Source organism: Labrys sp. (in: a-proteobacteria) (assembly GCF_047605565.1).
GTDB classification, from domain to species: Bacteria; Pseudomonadota; Alphaproteobacteria; order Rhizobiales; family Labraceae; genus Labrys; species Labrys neptuniae.
In genome coordinates this window covers 52078-72354 of sequence record NZ_JASGFM010000022.1, presented here as the reverse complement: position 1 = coordinate 72354, position 20277 = coordinate 52078, and the positions used below count along the sequence as shown (strand labels likewise).

Below are 20277 nucleotides of genomic sequence, written 5' to 3'. Positions count from 1 at the left end.
CCCGTGTTCGAACGTTTGCCGGTATTTCATTATATTCGTTGGGATATAACGTTGGTGCCAAACCTGCGTGACGGCGGAGCGATTCCGCCGTCGTGGCGTGAGTGAGCGATCGGAAATCAGCGACGATCTACGATCATCGCAATATTCAGACATATATAGCGATAGGCAAAATACTACCTGATGGCAACAGCCTATCTTCGACGGATCCTGCGGATGTCGACAAGGGAACCTCGGTTTGGCGCCCCGGCGGAAACTGTGCTCGATGCAACCTGCCGATACCCCCTTACGACGGGCCTGTGCATCCGAAGCGGGCCCCGATCATATCCCCGGCGAGGAAGCTTATTCCGATCCTGTTTCAGTCGATGGCGATCATCACGTCGGAGGCCTTGATGGCCGCATAGGCTTCCTGGCCCTTCTGAAGTTTCAACGCGTCCACTGCCTCATTGGTGATCGAAGCGGTCACGATGGTGCCGCCGACATCGAGCCGCACATGCGCCGTCGTCGCCCCCTTCACGATGTCCACGATCTTGCCCTTGAGCGTGTTCCGTGCGCTGATCTTCATCGAACATCTCCCGTGAAAAGAAAGGGGCGGAAACTTGCCGGCATCGACAATCGCACCGACAGCGTTCTACGATGCCACTATATCTCGTAACGAACCAGATAGGCGCAACCCGAACGCTGGCGGAACACCGCTCCGTCCCTGAGCCTGCGCATCGATCTTGGCCCCGAAGGCCGCATCGGCCTCGGAAAAATCGAGCTTCTCGAGAACATCGCGTTGCTCGGCTCGATCTCCGCGGCCGGACGGGCCATGGGCATGTCCTACCGCCGGGCCTGGGATCTGGTCGAGGAAATCAACCAGATTTTCGGCAAACCCGTCGCCACGCGCCGGATTGGCGGCAAGAATGGCGGCGGAGCTGTCCTCACGCCCCTGGGCCTTGCTCTCATCGCACGCTTTCGCGCCATCGAGCGGGCCGTCAGCGATGTCGCACATGATCATATCGCAGCCCTGCAGAACGAGATCGTACGCCGGCCAGCTCATGAGGAGCAGGCAACACCGCAAGCGCCGCCGCAGGCGAAGAACTGAGCTGCAGATCGGGATTCAGCCCGCCTCTCCGAGCAATGTCTGCCTCAAGAATGAAGAGGCGTCGACAAGAAGGCGCCAACAGCCCGCAACTATGGCTTAATTCGCTTCTCCCCTGTCCGACTTTGGAGAAGTTGAATGGCTGCCATCGATCCCGTGACCGCCGGCGCCGTCCTGCTGGCAACCGCCGCCACGGATGCGGTCTATGTCATGTTCACCGCTGCGGTGGTGGCACGCAAGCGCGTTCCCGCCGCGACCTGGAGCAGCGTCTGGTATCTGCTGTCGTCCTATGCCGTCATCAGCTACACCGAGAACTGGGTCTATGTCGCCTTTGCAGCGCTGGGGTCGTGGCTCGGCGCCTACGCCTCGATCACCTTCCTGCACCGCCCGCCCGGCGGATCGCCGATCGGCGCGGCGCCAGACTAGGCCACCGCAACCTTGCAGATCCGGCAACAGGCCATGCGAGAACCATCCGCCTTGCCGATACATGCCGCATGCGTCTCTGGTCGGGTCCAGAAACTGTATGGCCCGCCTCGGCCATACAGATTGGCGCAATTTGCATGGGACCGTTCCTGTGCACCTCGATGGTGCGTCTGTATGAGGCTGTCTTCGAGCGACACGAACGGGTTGCTCCCACGGGCGCCAGGCCTCGCGCCCCTGACGCCCGCCCACGATCCCGACCCATGGCGGTCCAATCCCGGGAGACGCCACCTCATGAAGACGTCGTCCCCTCGCCAAGAGCCGACCAACGAGCCGACCATTCGGATCGGTGCTCTGGCTCCGCTCACCCGGCCTGGCTGGGTCGAGGCAGGCCGACATCTGCTCGCCGGGCTCGAATTGGCCGTTGGCGAGGTCAATGACGCCGGCGGCATCGGCGGAAGAGTGCTCGAACTGCTGGTCCGGGACACGGCCGCCGACCCACAAAGAGCCGTGGCAGCGGTCGATGAATTGAATCACTTGGGCGTGGCCGCCCTGGTGGGGGAATATCACAGCGTCGTCGCCCGCGCCGCGGCTGGCAGAGCCGATGCCCTTGGCCTGCCGTTCCTCTGCTCTTCGGCAGTTCTCGACGCGCTTGCCGAGCAGCCGACAAACCGGGTCGCGCGCCTCGCCCCGGCTCAGTCCCACAGCTGGCAAGCCTACGCCGACTTCCTCCTTGATGCGGGCCATGGCCATATTGCCGCAGCGACCCAGCCGAGTGTCTACTGGGCATCCGGCGTCCGCCTGCTGCGGGATTACCTTGCCTCACACGGCGGCACCGTCATCGAACTCGACATGACCTCCCTCACCCCCGTGGCGATGTGCGACGAACTCGCTGGCCTTGGCGTAACTGCCCTGCTTCTGCTGGTCGGGTACCCCGAGCCGGCCCTGGCGATCGTCGAGGCCGTCCGCCGCGATCACCGGCTCGCCGGGATGATGATCGGTGCCCCGGCCGGGCAGCCGGAGTTCGCTGAATGGGCGAGGTTGCTCGGCGCCGATGGCATGGCCATCCCGTTCCTGCGCTATCTGCCCGGGCGTCTCGGGCCTCTCGGCACCCGCATCGAGATGCTCCTGCGCGAACGTCTGGCCGAACCTCCCTCCTTCGTCGCCTTCGAAGGCTACGACACCATCGCCGTCCTCGCTGCCGCCCTGCACGCTCACGGCACGGATCGGGCGCGCATTGCCGAATCCTGGCCCCAACTGGCCGTTACAGGCACCCGTGGCGAGATCCGGTTCTCCCGCATGCCGGGCATCGGTGTCTGGCAATGGGCCTGGCCACCCGTCCAGGTCGTCGATCGAGATCCGGCGGAGCCGGATCGGTTTCGGGTCCTCCATCTTCGGTGAGAAAGCCGAAAAGGCCCGATCGAGGCCTTTTCTTTCCAATCTCCTTTGTTTCGAAGTGCCTTTGCGATTCGACGCCGCCTCGCAGATGGCGGCCCCTTCGGCCCGGATTTGCCGTGAAGCGGCTGTCAAGCCATTCTGCGGCATTCTGTTCGACATCCGAGGTCATCCCCTTCATGCCGATCCTGATCCTCCGTCTCGCCACCGCATGGGCCAGCGTCGCCGCCTTCCAGTTCCTGGCAGATCCCCTGCTGGGACAGCTCGACATGCCACTGGTCGCGGTGGCGGTCTTCGCGTGGCTCCTGGCCGTGATCATGTGGACGGCGTTCGGCGTCGTACATGAGGCGGAGGTGCTGGCGCACCGCCTCGGCGAGCCCTACGGCACGCTGATCCTCACGCTCGCGATCGTCATCATCGAGGTGGCACTGATCTCAGCCGTGATGCTGGGCGCCAAGGGAGCACCGACGCTCGGGCGCGACACCATGTTCGCCGTGCTGATGATAGTCCTCAACGGGGTGGTCGGATTGGGCCTTCTGCTCGGCGGCATGAAGCACTTCGCCCAGCGCTACAATCTGAAGGGTGCCTCGTCCTATCTCGCCATCATCATACCGCTGGCCGTCATCCCGCTGATCCTGCCGAACTTCACCACCTCCGTCAGCGACGGCTCGCTGACGCGTTTCCAGGCGATCAGCTTCTCGATCTTCACGCTCATGCTCTACGGCGCCTTCCTGGTGCTCCAGACCGGCCGCCATGCCGAGTTCTATCGTGAGCCGTCGACCGAGGCGCCTCCGGCGCAAGAGGAGGAGGCGGAAATCGAGGAGGCAGCGGCAGGTGGCCCGATCGCAGCGCCTCTCCTCCTGCTTCTGCTGAACATCCTGCCCATCGTCCTCCTGGCGAAAAGCCTGGCCAAGGTGCTCGACTTCGGCATCGCCCGGCTCGGCGCGCCGACGGCGCTCGGCGGCATTCTGATCGCCATGATCGTGTTCACGCCGGAATGCATCACGGCTTTGCGGGCCATCACCGCCAATCAGTTGCAGCGGGCCATCAATCTGTGTCTCGGTGCAGCCGCCTCGACACTGGGTCTCACCGTGCCGGCCATTCTCGTGATCGGCCTCCTGACCGGGCAGAATGTGGTACTCGGGCTCTCAGCGACCAACATGATCTTGCTGGCGATGACGCTCGTATTGTCGACGCTCACCTTCACGGGCACCAGGACGACGATGCTGGAAGGCGCCGTGCATCTGGGCGTGTTCTTCGTCTTCCTGGTCCTGGTCTTCAGCCCGTGAGAAACATGCCGCTCGATGTCGCAGGTCAATCTCCCGCTCTCGCGACAAGGCGGGACCAGGCCAGCATTCCCAGGATCATTGCGGCGACGAACAGCAACACGACCGGCCTCGCCGTCGACAGCGCCGCGATCGCTGGTCCCGGGCAAAATCCGGTAAGGCCCCAGCCTACGCCGAAGAGCAAGGCGCCGAGGAGAAGCGGCCGATCGATCCTGGTCTTGGCAGGAAGATGGAAGCGCTCGTCGAGCCAGGGACGAGGCAGGCGGCGCTGCAGGAAAACGCCGGGAATGGCGACCAGGACCGCGCCCGCAAGGACGAAGACCAGGCTCGGATCCCAATGGCCACTGGCAACATTCAGGAAGCCGAGCACGCGGGCGGGATCGATCATGCCCGATATCGCAAGCCCCAGTCCGAAAATCATGCCGGCCAGCAGCGATACGGCCGGCCGGAACAGGTTGCCGTCCGTCATCGCACCAGCTCCAGCAAGGATGCCGTGAGCAAGCCGCCGCCCAGGAACATGGCGGTTGCCGCAATCGAGCGCCGTGAAAAACGGGCGAGGCCGATAATGCCGTGCCCGGACGTGCAGCCCGATCCCATCCGCGTGCCAAAGCCGACCAACAGGCCTGCCAGCACGACCAGCGGCCAGGGCGTGGATACGGTCATGGCAGGCAGAGATCCACTGGAGACGGCAAGGACGATCGGGCCGAGCACCAGCCCGACGACAAAGGCGCCATTGTCGACAACGCGCTGGCCTGCCAGAAGGCGACCGGCAATGCCGCTGATGCCTGCCACCCTGCCATTGGCAAGCAGAAGGAGCACGGCGGCGGCTCCGATCAGCATTCCGCCGAACAATGCATTCCAATAAGCCGCCATGACATCCTTTCGGCCTGATCGGGCATGGCGCAGCCTTCCGGTCCAGGCTGCCTCGCCCCGCTCCTCGTCAATTCGGCGAGCATAGGTTCGCAGATCCTAACATTCGCCTTCGCGGGCCGGAAACGCCGCCACGGCCAGCCGGCCCGATCAATGCGCCATCAGAACGGGGAGTTCTGCTCTGTCGAGCACATGCTGGGTCAAACCGCCGAGGAAGGTCTGGCGCAGGCGGCTATGGGTGTAGGCCCCCATGACCAGCAGCGTCGCGCCAGCCCGGTCGCAGGCTGCCAGGATCTTTTCGCCATCGCTTCCGGCGAGATCCGGCACCAACCCCGCCTTCTCCACGATCACGCCGTGCCAGTGCAGATAGTCGGCCAGATCCGCGATGCCGTTCTGCCGGTCTGCTTCGGAGGGAATGGTGACGATCGAGATGCGTTCCGCCTCATGCAGCAATGAGACGGACTGGCCGACGGCACGCGCCCCTTCCAGGCTGCCGTTCCAGGCGATCACGACATGCCGGAGCAGATTGTCCGGCAGGCGCTCCCCCAGCATCAGGGTCGGTCGCCCCGAAGAAAACACCGCCGCGTCGAACGCCGCTGCATCGAAGGGCCCGCCTTTGGTCGGGTTGTCGACGATGATGAGGTCATTGACGCGGCCATTGAGCGCCACGAGCGTCTCGACGTCGCCGCCCCTTTCGGTCCAGGAGGCGAAGGTGGCATCGAGCCGGCGATTGGGCTGCAGCTCGACCCGACTGCTGGAACACCAGCGTTCGAATGCCTGCCTGCCAGCCGCGGCCAGAGCCTTGGCCTCGCAGGAAGCATTGCATTGGGGCGGGACACCGCCTGCGCCGACCAGAAGAACGGGCGGAGCCACGATCTCCAGGTCCGGCCTGACATAGAGTGTGTTGATATGGGCATGCGTGCGCCTGGCGAGCCCCAATGCGGCCGCCAGACGACGCTCGGGCCGGATGCCCGGGCCGGTGGGAACCAGAATGCAGCGAAGTGGCACGGCGGATCTCCTTGGATGACACTCTTGTTCTAGGCTCGGCGTTTCCCCCGACATTGAGCTGCATCAAGGCCAGCCAAAAGCGCTCTCGAATAGGTTGGCCTGCCGCCCACGCAGGACCGATGGACACTCTGGTCGTGCCGGGGCTCCAAGCCGGGAACATCCCGGGCCGGCAATTGATTTACCAAAAGAGTCAGATGCGGCGGGTCCCGCCTTCTGCGCTCTGACACCAGGCGTCCTCACCGGCAGATCATACTCGGCCGACGTTGCTTCCATCTCGATCGCACTCGCCAGAGTGGCGGCCAAAGGAAAATCTTTCGATGAACGGCATCCTTCTCACCTGCAATCCCGGCTCCTCCACCATCAAGCTCGGGCTGTTCAAGCGTGAGGACAGGAAGCTCGAACGCCTGGGCATGGGCATCATCGACCTTCGCCGCAAGCCGCTCGGTCTCCACATCGTGGAGGGTCCCGAGGTCGTCGATATTCCCCTGAAGGCCTCAGCCACCGAGGACTTCCACGACGTCATCGACGAGACCCTCGACCTGTTGAGCAGACATTTTTCTCTCGACGAATTGGTGGCCGTCGGCCACCGCGTCGTCCATGGCGGCGACGTCTTCTCGCGGGCCGCCCTGATCGACGATGCGACCTTGAGCGCCATCGAGGACCTGGTTCCCCTGGCTCCGCTGCACCAGCCCCAAAGTGTGCGGCTGATCCGGGCCGTCCGGCACCTCCGCCCCCACCTGGTGCAGACCGCCTCCTTCGATACCGCCTTCCATCATGCCCAGGCCGATATCGTCCGTCGCTTCGCGCTGCCTCGCGATCTCTTCGACCAGGGCATCAAGCGCTACGGCTTCCACGGCCTGTCCTATCAATTCATCGCCGGCAGGCTGAGAGAAATCGCACCACGCCTGGCCACCGGACGGGTGGTGGTCGCCCATCTGGGCAGCGGCGCAAGCCTGTGCGCACTCGCCGACGGGGTCAGCCGCGATACCTCGATGGGGTTCTCGACCCTGGACGGCATTCCCATGGCCACGCGCTGCGGCGCCCTGGATCCCGGCGTCCCGCTCCATCTCATGAAGCAGCGCGGCTATTCGCCCGAGGCTCTCGAAGATCTGCTCTATCACCGCTCCGGCCTGCTCGGGATCTCGGGGTTGAGCGCCGATACCCGCGACCTCCTGGCCAGCGATGCAGCCGAGGCGGCCGAAGCCATCGACCTGTTCTGCCTGCGGATCGCCCGGGAAATCGCGGCGCTGGCGACAACCGTCGGCGGGCTGGATGCACTGGTCTTCACGGCCGGCATCGGCGAGAACCAGCCCCTCATCCGAGAGAAGGTCTGCGGCCACCTCGCCTGGCTCGGCCTCGATCTCGACTTCGAGGCCAATAGCGAGAATGCACGCCGGATCAGCGCCGATACCAGCGAGATATGCGCCCTGGTGATGGCGACCAACGAGGAACAGGTCATAGCCGAGGAGGCGCTCGGGCTTCTCGCCAAACTCGACGGTGAATAGGCGTTCGCGCTAACGCATGCTCGCCAGATAACCGGCGGCTCCTCCCGCCGCCACGGCAAGCAGGCTGATCGCGCCGAAAGGCAGGGCGCAACGCCATCCCCCGGCATAGGCGGCCATGCCCACCTTTGCCAAGGCATTCACGGCGACAGCCAGGCCGATGGCCAAGGCGGCGGAACCAAGGCCAAGATCGGCAAGGCTCATGCGGGCGATCGAAACGGTGGCCGCATCGACATCCGCCAAACCTGACACCGCCGCGAGCATCATGACGCCCGCTCCTCCATAGGCCTGCTGCAGCAATTTGCCTGCCACCAGGACGACAGCCATGAAGGCTGCCAGCTTGAGTGCCGAACCGAGTTCGAGCGGATTGGAAAGCTCCAGCTTCGGGGCCTCGTGGTCCACACGCCTGATGGCCAGAACGCAGGCGCCGATCGCCTGCGTCACCGCCGCAGCCAGGGCCGGAAAGGCCAGGCTGGCGAGCAGGCCCGGATTGAGAAGGGCAGCGATGAGGCCGACACGCAGCACCATGATGGCGCCCGCCGACAGCATGCCCGCAACCAGGATCGACCAGGATTGCGGATGGGTTCCGGCCATACGGGCCAGAGCCATCGTGGTCGCGGTGGAGGACGACAGGCCCCCGGCGAGGGAGGCCAGAATGACGCCGAGCCTGTCGCCGAACAGGCGGATGGCGACATATCCGCCGAAGGAAATCCCGGCGATCAGGATCGCAAACAACCAGAGCTGCCACGGATTGAGGGTCTGCCACGGGTCGACGGTTCGATCCGGCAGGATGGGCAACAGCACGCAGGACATGGCGAGCAGCACCAGCACGGCCTTGATCTCCGGCCAGGTCAGTCCGCGCACCCACCCGTGCAACTGTTCCCGCAAGGCGAGCAGGATCGTCATTGCCACCCCGGCGGCGGCAGCAATCTGGACCTCACCGGTCAGCGCATAGGCGCCTAGGAGGAAGGTGAGCAATCCCGCCACCAGCGAGGTCGCCGAAAAATTGCCCTCGGCCTTCGCCTCCAGCCAATGAAACGTCGTCAGGGCACCCGCGAACCCCAGGAACACGAAGCCGAGGATCACCGGACCGACCGCATGGGACAGGGCGCCGGCGACGCCTCCGGTGAGTCCGGCAAGCGCGAATGTACGAAGCCCGGCGACCCGTTGGTGATCCTCCTCCTCGCGGGTCCGCCAGCCCCTTTCCAGGCCCACGAGCAGGCCAATGCCGAGGGCGACCGCAAGGCGGGCAAGGATCTCGGTCTGGCTCATGCCGATCTTGCCCTGCCGGGCAGCTTTCCGCCCGGATCAGTCTGTGCGGGACTTGCCATTCGCGCATCTGAGCGCCAGGCACGACAGGGCTTCATCTTCGACATCCTTGCGCGGCAACGTGGCATCGAGACGATGCCACGAAATACGCCCCAGATCATAGTCCGCCTGTTTGCGCACCACGTTGACATCGGCATCGGAGGCGTCGTTCGCCCGGCTGGCTACGCGCTGCTCCATGACGGGCAGCGGCGCGTGCAGCCAGAAACCGGTGAAGCCGACGCCGGCACGCAGCGCTATGCCCTCCGCGACGTGCCTTTGGGGCAAATTCGCATAGACGGCATCCAGGATGACGCTGCAATCCGCAGCCAGGACAACATCCGCCTTGCGGCTGAGCGTGTCATAGACGGCGGTGCTGGAAGACGGCGTATAGGTCGAGGATGGCAGCTTCTGTGTCTGCTCGATGCCGGCAAGGCGCTTGCGCTCGATGTCGCTGCGCAGGACGACGGCACCGGGCGCCCTGCCCAGGAACGGGGCCAATGCCAGCGCCAATGTGGTCTTGCCCGTGCCCGACAGGCCGCCGATCGCCACCAGCCGTGGCGGCAGCTTGCCCAGGAAACGACGCGCGAGCTCGAAGTAGCGCCGGGCTTCCAGCCGGCTTGCCTCGGCCTCCGACGGTGCCTGGACCATCGCCGCTGCAGCTGCGATCTTGGCCCGCAAGGCTGCCCTGATGGACAGGAAGAGAGGCAAGGCTGCAAGGCCGGCCAGATGAGCTTCGGACGCTTCCCACAAATAACGGTTGAGCACCACATTGGCATGGCGATGCAGCCCGCGATCCCAGAGGTCCATCAGCAGGAAAGCCAGGTCGTACAGCACGTCGCAGGTCGCGATCGCCTCGTCGAATTCGATGGCGTCGAACAAGGTGGCCCGCCCGTCGATGACGGCGATGTTGCGCAGATGCAGATCCCCATGGCAGCGCCTGACGAAACCAGCCTTGCCGCGTTCGATCAGGAGATCGAAGCAATCGCGATGAGCCCGGCTGGCCGCCTCGGTCAGGACCTCGATTTCCTGCAGCGGAAACAAGGTCGGGCTTTCGCGAAATGCCTCGTCATTTTGCCGGATGTAGCGTTCCAGGCTCCGGGCAGCCTCCAGGCCATCTCGGATCGGGGCCTGTTCATGGGAAGCAAGCACGGCCGCGACGATCTCGGCCAGGAGGCTCTCGCTGATTGCGTTTCGGTCGGCGAGCCGGTCGAGCGTGCCGGTTTCGTCGAAGCGTCTCATCCGCACGACCCAGTCGACGGCCTCCCCTTCGCCGTGCAACTGCAGCCCGTCGCCGGACCTGGTGATCGGGGCGGCGTCGAGATAGATCTGCGGCGCATAGGCGCTGTTGACCTCGACCTCCCGCTGGCAAGCCCATTCCCGGCGTTCCACCGTCGACAAATCCATGAACGGGAAGCGAACGGCTCGCTTGAGCTTGTAGACACGGTCTCCCGCCAGGAAGACGATCGCACCGTGGGTGTCGATGCGTTCTACCGGCTCGGTCCTGCCATGCGTGCCGGGTGAAAGCAGAAAATCGATCACCTCACCTTGGTCGGCAACGACATGAGAGGTCGCGGAAGAAGATTTTCTCAAGGTTGTGGACGTTGCCATGGTTATCCCCCTTCAACGATGCCGGGTCGATACATGGCTCCATTGAAGGGCTTCACGGTGCGAGCGAATTGATCCAGCGCAAGATTGTCCAATTTGGCGTCTGGGAAGGCAGCCGATTCACCCAAAATGAAATCGCCGGCCGGGCCTTTGTCGAAAACCAACCGATCGCCACCCGAAATGGGCCCGTAACTGCTCCCCGTTTTGAACAATTCTTCTTGAAAGATCGCCTCCGCCTCCCTCTATAGAGGAAATCTCTCGCGGAGGCCGGATGTGGTCGCACCATTGCAGGATGGGTCTGTTCCAGGCCAGGAGGATCGCGCGATCCGGACCGGCCTCGACTGCACGGGCATCGGCACCTGGATCTTCGATGTCGCCTCCCGGACGTTGAACATATCGGACACGACGCGGGCCCTTTTCGGATATCGCACCGGGCAGACCCTCGACTATCGCACTTTCCTCGCCTTGCTGGACCCGGCCGACATCGTTGCGGCGACGGCGGCTCTGGATGCGTCGATTGCTTCGGGCACGGCCTTCGACATTTCCTGCCGCGTCCGCGCCCAGGACAGTCCCGGTCGCTGGCTGCGCCTTCGGGGCGGTGTCCAGCAGGGCGAAGACGGCAGGGCAATTTGCCTGGGCGGCATCGTCATCGACATCGACGAGGAAAAGCGTCTCGAAGAGGCCTTGCGTACGCGCGAGGAGCATCTGCGCTCCATCCTGGAGACGGTTCCCGATGCGATGGTGGTCATCGACGAGGCCGGGATCATGCAGTATTTCAGCCGCGCGGCGGAGAGGCTGTTCGGATATGCCGGATCGACGGCGATTGGCCAGAATGTCAGTATCCTGATGCCGGAGCCGGACCGGTCGCGCCACGACGACTACCTGCATCGTTATCAGCATACCGGGAACCGCCACATCATCGGCATCGGCCGCATCGTCACCGGCAAGCGCGAGGACGGCTCCACCTTCCCGATGCACTTGTCGGTGGGCGAAATGCAGTCGGGCGGGCGCCGCTACTTCACCGGGTTCGTACGGGACCTGACGGAATATCAGCAGACGCAGGCCCGCCTGTCCGAATTGCAATCGGAACTCGTGCATATGTCACGGCTGAGCGCCATGGGAGAGATGGCCTCCGCCCTGGCGCATGAACTCAACCAGCCCCTGGCGGCGATCAGCAACTACCTGAAGGGTTCGCGGCGCCTGCTGAGCGCCTCCAACCTCGAAGGTCTCGACAGGGTCGAAACCGCGCTCGATCAGGCAGCGGAACAGGCCTTGCGGGCTGGGCAGATCATCCGGCGCCTGCGCAGCTTCGTGACGAGAAGCGAGAGCGAGAAACGCATCGAGAGTATCGCCAAGCTCGTCGAGGAGGCAGGCGCGCTCGGCCTGGTCGGCGCCCGCGAACAGGGAATTGTCCTGCGTTTCGACCTGGATCCCGCCTGCGACCTCGTCCTGGCGGACCGCGTCCAGATCCAGCAGGTCCTGGTGAACCTCTTCCGCAATGCGCTCGAAGCCATGCAGGGCTCCCCGCGGCGTGAACTGACCGTTGCCAATGCCCCGCTCGGCGACGACATGATACGTATTCGCGTCGCAGATACCGGCCATGGTTTTGCCGAGGACGTCCGCTCGAGCCTGTTCCAGCCCTTCTTCACCACCAAGCAGACCGGAATGGGCGTCGGCCTTTCCATCAGCCGCTCCATCATCGAAGCCCATGGCGGAAAGATGTGGGCCGAGACCAATCAGGCCGGCGGCGCCACCTTCCAGTTCACCTTGCCGCTCGGCACCCTTGCCGACTCCCAGAACTTGTCCGAGACTTCTTCCGATGCCTAACAATGCCAGGGTCTTTATCATCGACGATGACGCGGCTGTACGGGATTCGCTGGCGTTCCTCCTGTCGACCTCCGGCTTTGCCGTCACCGCTTTCGAGACAGCCGAGCACTTTCTCGAGGCCCTGCCCCGGCTCGGCTTCGGCTGCGTCGTCACCGATATTCGCATGCCCGAGATCGACGGCATCGAGCTGCTCAAGCGTTTGAAGGCGACAGCTGCCGATCTGCCGGTGATCGTCATGACCGGCCATGGCGATGTTCCCCTCGCGGTCGAGGCCATGAAACTCGGCGCACTGGATTTCATGGAAAAGCCCTTCGAGGACGAACGTCTCATCAATGTCCTGCAGGCGGCGTTCGAACAAAGCAGCAAGGCGACCAAGGTCGCTGCGGATGCAAGCGAACTGGCAGCCCGCCTCGCCTCTCTCAGTCCGCGCGAGCGACAGGTCATGAACGGCCTGGTTGCGGGCCTCTCCAACAAGGCGATCGCCAAAGAGTATGATATCAGCCCACGCACGGTGGAGGTCTACCGCGCCAATGTCATGATGAAGATGCATGCCGGCAGCATCTCGGAACTGGTCAGGCAGGCGATACGCAGCGGTGCCCTGATCGATTGAATTGCTGCCAGGATCGAGGCCGGACCTTGAGCTGCATCAATTCCGCCGTGAGAACACCGGAATATGCTCCCTCTTTGCACCGTCCTGTCTGGGCCCCTGCGGTGCCGGGAACCGCCATGACGTCCTCTCAGTCTCTCTTCGTAATTGCCGTCATCGATGACGACCGCGACGTGCTCGGCTCGCTCCGCTTCCTTCTGGAAGCCGAGGACTTCACGGTACGCACCTATTCGAGCGGCGTCGACTGCCTGTCGCAGATGGCCTCCTTCGCGCCCGACTGTTTCGTCATCGACTACAAGATGGCGGAGATGGATGGTCTCGAACTCGCCCTCCATCTGCGCGCGAGAGGACAAGGCGGGCCCGTGGTGCTGATCACCGGCTATCCCGACGAGACGATCGAGCACAAGGCGCACCGTGCCGGCATCCAGCACGTCGTGCTCAAGCCTCATATCGCCGAAAGCCTGGTTGCCAATGTCCGCGCGGCCATCGCCGACAGGAGCTTCCCCCGCGACATCCGGTAAGGCCCTTAGGGGTCCTTCCCTAGGGATTCGACCGAAATTTTCGCAGGCCTCGTTCGGGCCTACGACTTGGCCATCCGCCGCATCCAGGAGATGGCCACGATGTTCTCTCGCCACGAAATGTCCGCCCGGCCGAACGCCGACGCGCCACCACCTGTCGCCATCGGCGCCGCCAGTTTCGGCTCCTCCGGCTTTACGCTGCTGCCTACGCTGCTCGGGACGGTGCATGGCTATGACAAGGGCGAGGAGATCTATGGCGACGATGAGCCGGCGGACTATGTCTACGAAGTCATCAGCGGCGCGGTTCGTACCTGCAAGCTCCTGGACGATGGCCGCCGGCAGATCGGCGCCTTCCACCTGCCCGGCGACATCTTCGGCCTGGAGATGGGGTCGGTGCATCGCATGACCGCCGACGCGGTCGTCGATACCACGGTGCGGCTGGTGCGGCGCAAGAGCCTGGAAGAGGCGGCCCTCAAGGATATCGGCGTCGCCAACGCCTTGCGCGCGCTGGCCTTGCGGGACCTCAGGCATGCCGAAGACCATATGATCCTGCTCGGCCGCAAGACGGCCCTCGAGCGTGTCGTCACCTTCCTGCTCGAAATGGATCGGCGGCTTGCCGTGGCCGGCATGTTCGAGCTGCCGATGTGTCGCCGCGACATCGGCGACTATCTCGGCCTGACGCTCGAAACCGTCTCGCGCGTGATCTCCCAGCTTCACGGCAAGGGCGTGCTCGGCCTGTCCAATGCCCGCCGGATCGTTTTGCGCAATCGGCAACTTCTCGGCGCCATGGCCGTTTAACTGGAAGCACCTTCGACCAGCACCCCATCCCGCCCTCCTGGAAATCTCGAAGACCTTGCCATGACCACAGCCTTGAAGCCCGCAGAACTCGCCCTCATCGACCGCTATTGGCGTGCTGCCAACTATCTGTCGGTCGGGCAGATCTACCTCCTCGACAATCCGCTCCTGCGCGATCCCCTCACGCTCGACCATGTCAAGCCGCGGCTGCTCGGCCATTGGGGCACCACGCCGGGCCTGAACTTCCTCTATGCGCATCTCAATCGCGTCATCAAGCGCGACGACCTCGATGTCGTCTTCATCTGCGGGCCGGGCCATGGCGGACCGGCCATGGTGGCCAACACCTATCTGGAAGGCAGCTATAGCGAGATCTATCCGGAGATCGCCGAGGACGAGGATGGGCTGCGCCGCCTGTTCCGGCAATTCTCCTTTCCGGGCGGCATCCCCAGCCACGCTTCCGCGGACACGCCCGGCTCGATCCACGAAGGCGGTGAGCTGGGCTATGCCCTGGTTCACGCCTATGGCGCGGCTTTCGACAATCCGGACCTGATCGTCGCCTGCGTCGTCGGCGACGGCGAGGCCGAGACCGGCCCCCTCGCCGCATCCTGGCATTCCAACAAGTTCGTCAATCCCGTCCATGACGGCGCGGTGCTGCCGATCCTGCATCTCAACGGCTACAAGATCGCTGGCCCCACCATTTTGGGCCGGCTCGGGGACGAGGAAATCCGCAAGCTCTTCGAGGGCCTCGGTCACGAAGTCCTCTTCGTCGAGGGGTCGGAGCCCGCCTTGATGCACCAGGCCATGGCTGCGGCCTTCGATCAGGCCTTTGGCCGCATCCGCGCCATCCAGAATGCGGCCCGTACCAAAGGCGAGACGGGGCGTCCGCGCTGGCCGATGATCGTGCTGCGCAGCCCCAAAGGCTGGACGGGCCCCAAGGAGGTCGACGGCCTCAAGACCGAGGGCTTCTGGCGCTCCCATCAGGTGCCGCTCAGCGGCCTTGCGGAAAAGCCCGGTCATCTGGCTTTGCTCGAATCCTGGATGCGAAGCTACCAGCCCGACCAGCTCTTCGATGCCGAAGGCCACCTCCTGCCGGACCTGAAGGCGCTCGCTCCGAAGGGAGACCGGCGCATGGGCGCCAACCCCCACACCAATGGCGGCCGGAAATATCACCTGCACTGCCCCGACCCGCGCGCTTTCGCGGTCGCGGTGACATCGCCCGGCAAGAGCAATGCAGAGGCGACCCGGGTCCTCGGCCGCTATCTGGGCGAGGTGATGCGCCTCAACGCCGAGGCCCGCAATTTCCGCATCATGGGACCGGACGAGACCACGTCCAACCGGCTCGATGCCGTGCTGGAGGTAACGGATCGCACCTGGATGGAGCCTCGCCTGCCGGAAGACGTCCATCTGTCGCCGGACGGGCGCGTGATGGAGGTCTTGAGCGAGCATCTATGCCAGGGATGGCTGGAAGGCTATCTGCTGACCGGCCGCCACGGGCTGTTCAATTGCTACGAAGCCTTCATCCACATCGTCGATTCCATGTTCAACCAGCATGCCAAATGGTTGAAGGTGTCGCGCGAGCTCGCCTGGCGCCAGCCGATCGCCTCGTTCAACTATCTGCTCAGCTCCCATGTCTGGCGCCAGGACCATAATGGCTTCAGCCACCAGGATCCGGGCTTCATCGATCTTGTCGCCAACAAGAAGGCGGACATCGTCCGGGTCTACCTGCCGCCGGACGCCAACACGCTGCTCTATGTCGCCGACCACTGCCTGCACACCTACGACCGCATCAACGTCATCGTCGCGGGCAAGCAGCCTTCTCCCCAATGGCTGGACATGGAAGCGGCGGTACGCCATTGCCGTGCCGGCATCGGCCTGTGGGATTTTGCATGCAACGAACAGGGCAGCGAACCCGACGTGGTGATGGCCTGCGCCGGCGACGTGCCGACACTGGAAACGCTGGCTGCCGTCGACCTGCTGCGCCAGCATTGCCCTTCGCTGAAGATCCGTGTCGTCAATGTGGTCGACCTCATGGCCCTGCAGGATCCCAGCCAGCATCCGCATGGGCTCGAGCAGCGCGAATTCGACGGGCTGTTCACCACCGACAAGCCGGTGATCTTCGCCTATCATGGCTATCCCTATCTCATCCATCGCCTGACCTACAGGCGGACCAATCACGACAATTTCCACGTGCATGGCTTCAAGGAAGAGGGCACGACCACGACGCCTTTCGACATGACGGTGATGAACGGTCTCGATCGGTTCCATCTCGCCATAGCCGCCATCGATCGCATCCCTGGCCTGCTGCCGGCGGCCGCCCATGTAAAGCAGGCGCTGCGCAACAAGCTGATCGAGCATGAGGACTATGTGCGCCGCCACGGCGACGACATGCCCGAGATCAAGAACTGGGTCTGGCCGCATGGCACGAATTGAGGTTCGCCCAGTCCGGCGCCAACCACGCGGCCTTGCGTGAGATCAATGCAGCCTGCGCTTCAGCCGCTATCCAACAGCAACCAGGGGTCGCGCCATATCCCGGCCGCCCACCCATCAGTAAGGAGGCCACCATGCGGGTCGTAGACGTGATGACACGCAACATCGTCAGCGTGACGCCCCAAGCCACTTTATCCCAGGCGATCGACCTCATGGTCCGCTCGCACATAAGCGGCCTGCCCGTTGTCACCGAGGACGGGCGGCTGGCCGGAATCCTCAGCGAAGGGGACCTGCTGCGCCGCCCCGAACTCGGCACGGAAAAGATCGGGGCAAGCTGGTTCAGTTCCCTGTTCAAGGCAGGGCACCTGGCACAGGCCTATGCACAGACCCATGGGCGGCGGGTCGATGAAGTGATGACCAGGGACGTCGTCGTCGTCGCTCCGAACCAGCGGCTCGAGGAAGCCGTGCTCCTCATGGAACAGCACGGCATCAAGCGCTTGCCCGTCGTCGAAAACGAGCGGGTCGTCGGCCTGCTGTCCCGCGCGGATCTGGTGCGGACCCTGGCCGAGTTCCTGCGCCAGCCCTATGAGGAACAGCCGGTCAGCGACGAAGGCATCAAGGCCGCGATCGAGGCCGAGTTCCAGGCCCAGCCATGGGCGCCGGCCGGCGCCATCCGGGTCGAGGTCCAGAACGGCCGGGTGGAATTGAGCGGTGTGATCACGGATGAAAACCAGCGCAGCGCCATCCGAATCATCGCCGAGAACACGCCCGGCGTGCAATCGGTACGCGACAATATCAGCTGGGTCGAACCGATGACCGGTATTGTCCTGTCTTCCCCCGAAACCCGGGACAAGACGGACTGATCCCTCTTCCCTTTGCAGCAGCTGAGAGAAATGCGATCGGCCGTTGTGATCAAACCGAGCTGCGGCCGTCGCGTATCATCGAAAAATAGTCGTCGCCGCCGACCTGACCGCCTTTGAGCGCGATCTCCAGGCCATCGAAGGCCGGCGCGGCCGCATAGGCCGTGCACAGGGGGGAGCCGGGGCATGACGGCAAGGGCAGCCTCGTCGTCAGCGCGAAGATCCCGAGCTCGCGCAAGGCGTGGCTCGACGTATCACCGCCGGCAATGACCGCCCGGCGTAGGCCCGCCCGTTCGACGAGGGCCTTCTGGATCCGGCCCAGCGCCACGCCGATGCGGTTGCGGTCCCCGTCATCCTCGAACCCGTCACCGATGTCGGTGCCTGGTCCGAGCGCGGTGTAGAGGACGACGCTGCGTCCCTGCTCCAGCCTTTCAAGGCCGGTGGTGACGGCTTCGGCAATGGCCGCCTCGCCATGGCTGATGAGCGCACGCGGGTCCAGCGCAACGCCGTCGAACCCGTTGGCGGTGGCATGGCGGATCTGCCGCTCCGTGGTGGGGGAGCAGCTCCCCGACACCACGGCGATGCGATCGGCAATGCCGGGCGCAGCAAAGGAGGTTTTCCCGCCGACTACCCCGCTTTCCTGCCAGGCGCGCAGCAGCGCATATTCGACACCCGAAGACCCGGCCATGAAGGGCCCAAGCCTTGATTGCAGGCGCAGAAGCTGGCGCCCCGCCTGCAGTTGCGTGGCATCGTCGTTGACATCGAGGAGGACGATGTCCTCGCCTCTCGCCAGCACGGCATCGACGATGTCGTCGGCATCGGCCGCTGCCAGCGCCGCGATGTCGACGAGGCCGATACTGCCCCGCGTCTGCCGGGCAAGGTGCAGGCGAAGGTCCGCCTCGTCCATCGGCGTCACCGGATGGCGGCTCATCACCGGATGGCGGTCGATGCGATAGACCTGGCCCTGATAGCCGGCGAACAGGGTACCGAAGCTGGTGTAGCGCCGGAGCTGCGGGGCCCCAACCACCAGTGGAACCTGCCGCTGTCCGAAGACCTTGCTGCCGATCTCGATGGCGCGGCCGATATTGCCGATCGCCGGGCTGGAGTCGAAGGTGGAGCAGACCTTGTAGTGGCAGACGCCTGCTCCGAGCTGCTTCAGCCATTCGAAGGCCGGGGTAAGCTCGGCATCCATCCAGGCCGGACTTTGGCTGCGGCTGGTGCCGGCGAGGCCGATGGCGTCGCACTCACCCAGGCGTTCGCGCTGCGCCGCGGTGGGCGGCTGCAGGAACAGGGCGGTACGCACGCCATGGGAGGCTAGTGCCTCCATCACATCGGTGGAGCCGGTGAAGTCGTCGCCATAATAGGAGAGCAGCAAGCCCGGCATCGTTCTTTCCTTGTGGGGCTCAGGATGCAGCGGCGTCCGCGCCGAATTTCTGCAGGGATTGAGCGAGTTCGCGATGCTCGCGCGCATAGGCTTCGAGCGGCACGCCCTCGACCGCGGCCTCCCAGGCTTGCCTGACAGCGCGCACGCCCGCCGCCGGGCCGCCGGGATGGCTGACCACCCCGCCACCGCACAGATAGAGCAGGTCCACGGTCTTGCCGGTACGGGCATAGGTATCCGGCGCCTGGCCGCCCCATTGGCCCGAACAGACGACCGGCACGGGACAGACATCGCCCTCGAACAGGGGCGTCGTCACCGCCTGGAAGGAGCGCACGAAAGATTCGTCCGACTCCCAGTATTTGGCGCGGATACCGTTGATCTGGAACTGATCGATGCCGAGCAGCCGCCAGAACTGCTGGTAGACCTCGAAATCCATGCCGAGGCCGGGATGCCGCGTGAGGATATCCCAGCCATTGCGATGGGCGTGCAACGCCAGATGCGAGCGCTTGCGCAGGAAAGACAGACCGCCAAGGCCCACCGAATTGATGTTGATCACCGCAGCATTGCCGCCGGCCCGCACGACGATGTCGTGGTTGCGCATCATCTCGTCGGGATCGCTGTGCGAGATGCCGAAGGCATACATCACCTTCTTGCCGGTCTTCTGCTCATGATCGAGAATGACGGGCATGATCGCCTTCACGCGATCCTCGAGGCTGGAATAGGCCGGGCTCGCCAACTTCTCGTCGTCCTTGATGAAGTCGACCTCGGCTTCGACGAGTTCGCGCACCTGTTCGGCCGATTCGGGCGGGCGCAGGCCCAAGGCAGGCTTGACGATGGAGCCGATCACCGGCCGATCGACGACGCCGGTCAGCCGCCGGGTACCCGCCATGCCGAATTGCGGGCCGGGATAGGCAGCCGTGAAGGCCTCTGGCAATTGCATGCCAGCGACGCGAATACCGCTGAACCCCTTGATCGAATAGACGCCGCCTATAGTGATCGTCATCAGCGCCGCCAGGTCGGTGCCGATCGCCTCGATCGGAAAATCGATGTCGACATCGGCACGCCGATAGATTGCGCCGACCGGTGCCGACGGGTCGGGAATCGAGGGAACATCCAAGGCCTCCAGGGGGCGGATTGCCGCGACCCGTGCGGCGACACGCGCCTTGAGCTCCGGCGTCTCGCCCGGCAGGCTGACGAAGGTACCGGTCGACTGATCACTGGCAATCTTGGCGGCCAGCTTCTCGACATCGCCGGCCGTCTCGATGCGATAGGTCATGCGGATGACGGACATGGTACCCATTCAGTCTGGGCACTCGCAGCGCCCGGTCTGGAATTGCTTAACAGGTATGATGAGTATATCATGACTTAAGTTGAAGCAACGGAAATT

At 64.3% G+C, this 20277-nt stretch carries 19 protein-coding genes; 11 read left to right on the top strand and 8 right to left on the bottom strand.

Annotated features, from left to right (window positions below):
- Positions 1 to 355: 355 nt before the first annotated feature.
- A complete protein-coding gene (locus QM672_RS19435) occupies positions 356 to 562 on the bottom strand; it encodes a TOBE domain-containing protein (protein ID WP_068284405.1) in 207 nt (68 codons plus the stop codon).
- Between the two features lie 144 nt (positions 563 to 706).
- On the opposite strand from QM672_RS19435, the gene QM672_RS19430 reads away from it, so the two are divergent.
- From QM672_RS19430 to QM672_RS19415, 4 genes are all read left to right on the top strand, one after another.
- Entirely contained in the window at positions 707 to 1084 is a 378-nt protein-coding gene (locus QM672_RS19430) for a winged helix-turn-helix domain-containing protein (protein ID WP_311943621.1), read from the top strand.
- A 135-nt stretch (positions 1085 to 1219) separates the two neighbouring features.
- On the top strand, positions 1220 to 1507 hold the full coding sequence (locus QM672_RS19425) for a hypothetical protein (protein WP_415084534.1): 288 nt from the start codon (positions 1220 to 1222) through the stop codon (positions 1505 to 1507).
- Positions 1508 to 1795: 288 nt separating this feature from the next.
- Entirely contained in the window at positions 1796 to 2902 is a 1107-nt protein-coding gene (locus QM672_RS19420) for an ABC transporter substrate-binding protein (RefSeq protein WP_415084532.1), read from the top strand.
- A gap of 173 nt (positions 2903 to 3075) precedes the next feature.
- Positions 3076 to 4185 carry a calcium:proton antiporter gene (locus QM672_RS19415; protein ID WP_311943467.1) on the top strand — a complete coding sequence of 370 codons (1110 nt, stop codon included), beginning with the start codon at positions 3076 to 3078 and terminating at the stop codon, positions 4183 to 4185.
- Positions 4186 to 4210: 25 nt separating this feature from the next.
- Here the strand turns inward: QM672_RS19415 and QM672_RS19410 are convergent, their stop codons facing one another.
- From QM672_RS19410 to QM672_RS19400, 3 genes are all read right to left on the bottom strand, one after another.
- Positions 4211 to 4651, bottom strand: coding sequence for a DUF6691 family protein (locus QM672_RS19410; protein ID WP_415084530.1), 441 nt, complete (start codon positions 4649 to 4651; stop codon positions 4211 to 4213).
- On the bottom strand, positions 4648 to 5088 hold the full coding sequence (locus QM672_RS19405) for a YeeE/YedE family protein (protein WP_415084577.1): 441 nt from the start codon (positions 5086 to 5088) through the stop codon (positions 4648 to 4650). Before QM672_RS19405 ends, QM672_RS19410 begins: the two co-directional genes overlap by 4 nt.
- A gap of 114 nt (positions 5089 to 5202) precedes the next feature.
- A complete protein-coding gene (locus QM672_RS19400) occupies positions 5203 to 6060 on the bottom strand; it encodes a universal stress protein (protein WP_415084528.1) in 858 nt (285 codons plus the stop codon).
- Between the two features lie 317 nt (positions 6061 to 6377).
- On the opposite strand from QM672_RS19400, the gene QM672_RS19395 reads away from it, so the two are divergent.
- Positions 6378 to 7565, top strand: a complete 1188-nt coding sequence (locus QM672_RS19395; RefSeq protein WP_415084526.1) for an acetate/propionate family kinase — start codon at positions 6378 to 6380, stop codon at positions 7563 to 7565.
- 9 nt (positions 7566 to 7574) lie between these two features.
- Here the strand turns inward: QM672_RS19395 and QM672_RS19390 are convergent, their stop codons facing one another.
- Together QM672_RS19390 and QM672_RS19385 are read right to left on the bottom strand one after the other, a co-directional pair.
- Positions 7575 to 8834 (bottom strand): MgtC/SapB family protein, encoded by a 1260-nt coding sequence (locus tag QM672_RS19390; protein ID WP_415084524.1) that lies wholly within the window; start codon positions 8832 to 8834, stop codon positions 7575 to 7577.
- A gap of 36 nt (positions 8835 to 8870) precedes the next feature.
- On the bottom strand, positions 8871 to 10478 hold the full coding sequence (locus QM672_RS19385; RefSeq protein WP_415084522.1) for an AAA family ATPase: 1608 nt from the start codon (positions 10476 to 10478) through the stop codon (positions 8871 to 8873).
- A 270-nt stretch (positions 10479 to 10748) separates the two neighbouring features.
- On the opposite strand from QM672_RS19385, the gene fixL reads away from it, so the two are divergent.
- From fixL to QM672_RS19355, 6 genes are all read left to right on the top strand, one after another.
- Positions 10749 to 12302, top strand: a complete 1554-nt coding sequence (gene fixL / locus QM672_RS19380) for a sensor protein FixL (RefSeq protein ID WP_415084520.1) — start codon at positions 10749 to 10751, stop codon at positions 12300 to 12302.
- Positions 12295 to 12912, top strand: coding sequence for a response regulator FixJ (fixJ, locus tag QM672_RS19375; protein ID WP_367624549.1), 618 nt, complete (start codon positions 12295 to 12297; stop codon positions 12910 to 12912). The genes fixL and fixJ overlap by 8 nt, the downstream gene beginning before the upstream one ends.
- Positions 12913 to 13028: 116 nt before the next feature.
- Positions 13029 to 13430: a response regulator gene (locus QM672_RS19370; RefSeq protein WP_415084518.1), complete on the top strand. Its 402-nt coding sequence runs from the start codon at positions 13029 to 13031 to the stop codon at positions 13428 to 13430.
- A gap of 99 nt (positions 13431 to 13529) precedes the next feature.
- A complete protein-coding gene (locus QM672_RS19365) occupies positions 13530 to 14225 on the top strand; it encodes a helix-turn-helix domain-containing protein (protein ID WP_415084516.1) in 696 nt (231 codons plus the stop codon).
- A gap of 60 nt (positions 14226 to 14285) precedes the next feature.
- Complete coding sequence (locus QM672_RS19360; RefSeq protein ID WP_415084514.1) at positions 14286 to 16652, top strand: phosphoketolase; 2367 nt, start codon at positions 14286 to 14288, stop codon at positions 16650 to 16652.
- 131 nt (positions 16653 to 16783) lie between these two features.
- A complete protein-coding gene (locus QM672_RS19355; protein ID WP_415084512.1) occupies positions 16784 to 17512 on the top strand; it encodes a CBS domain-containing protein in 729 nt (242 codons plus the stop codon).
- Between the two features lie 49 nt (positions 17513 to 17561).
- Here the strand turns inward: QM672_RS19355 and QM672_RS19350 are convergent, their stop codons facing one another.
- Both QM672_RS19350 and oiaX read right to left on the bottom strand, forming a co-directional pair.
- Positions 17562 to 18893, bottom strand: a complete 1332-nt coding sequence (locus tag QM672_RS19350) for a four-carbon acid sugar kinase family protein (protein WP_415084510.1) — start codon at positions 18891 to 18893, stop codon at positions 17562 to 17564.
- Between the two features lie 19 nt (positions 18894 to 18912).
- The gene (gene oiaX / locus QM672_RS19345; protein ID WP_415084508.1) at positions 18913 to 20190 is read right to left on the bottom strand and encodes a 3-oxo-isoapionate-4-phosphate decarboxylase OiaX; all 1278 of its coding nucleotides are present in this window, start codon (positions 20188 to 20190) and stop codon (positions 18913 to 18915) included.
- Between the last annotated feature and the right edge of the window lie 87 nt (positions 20191 to 20277).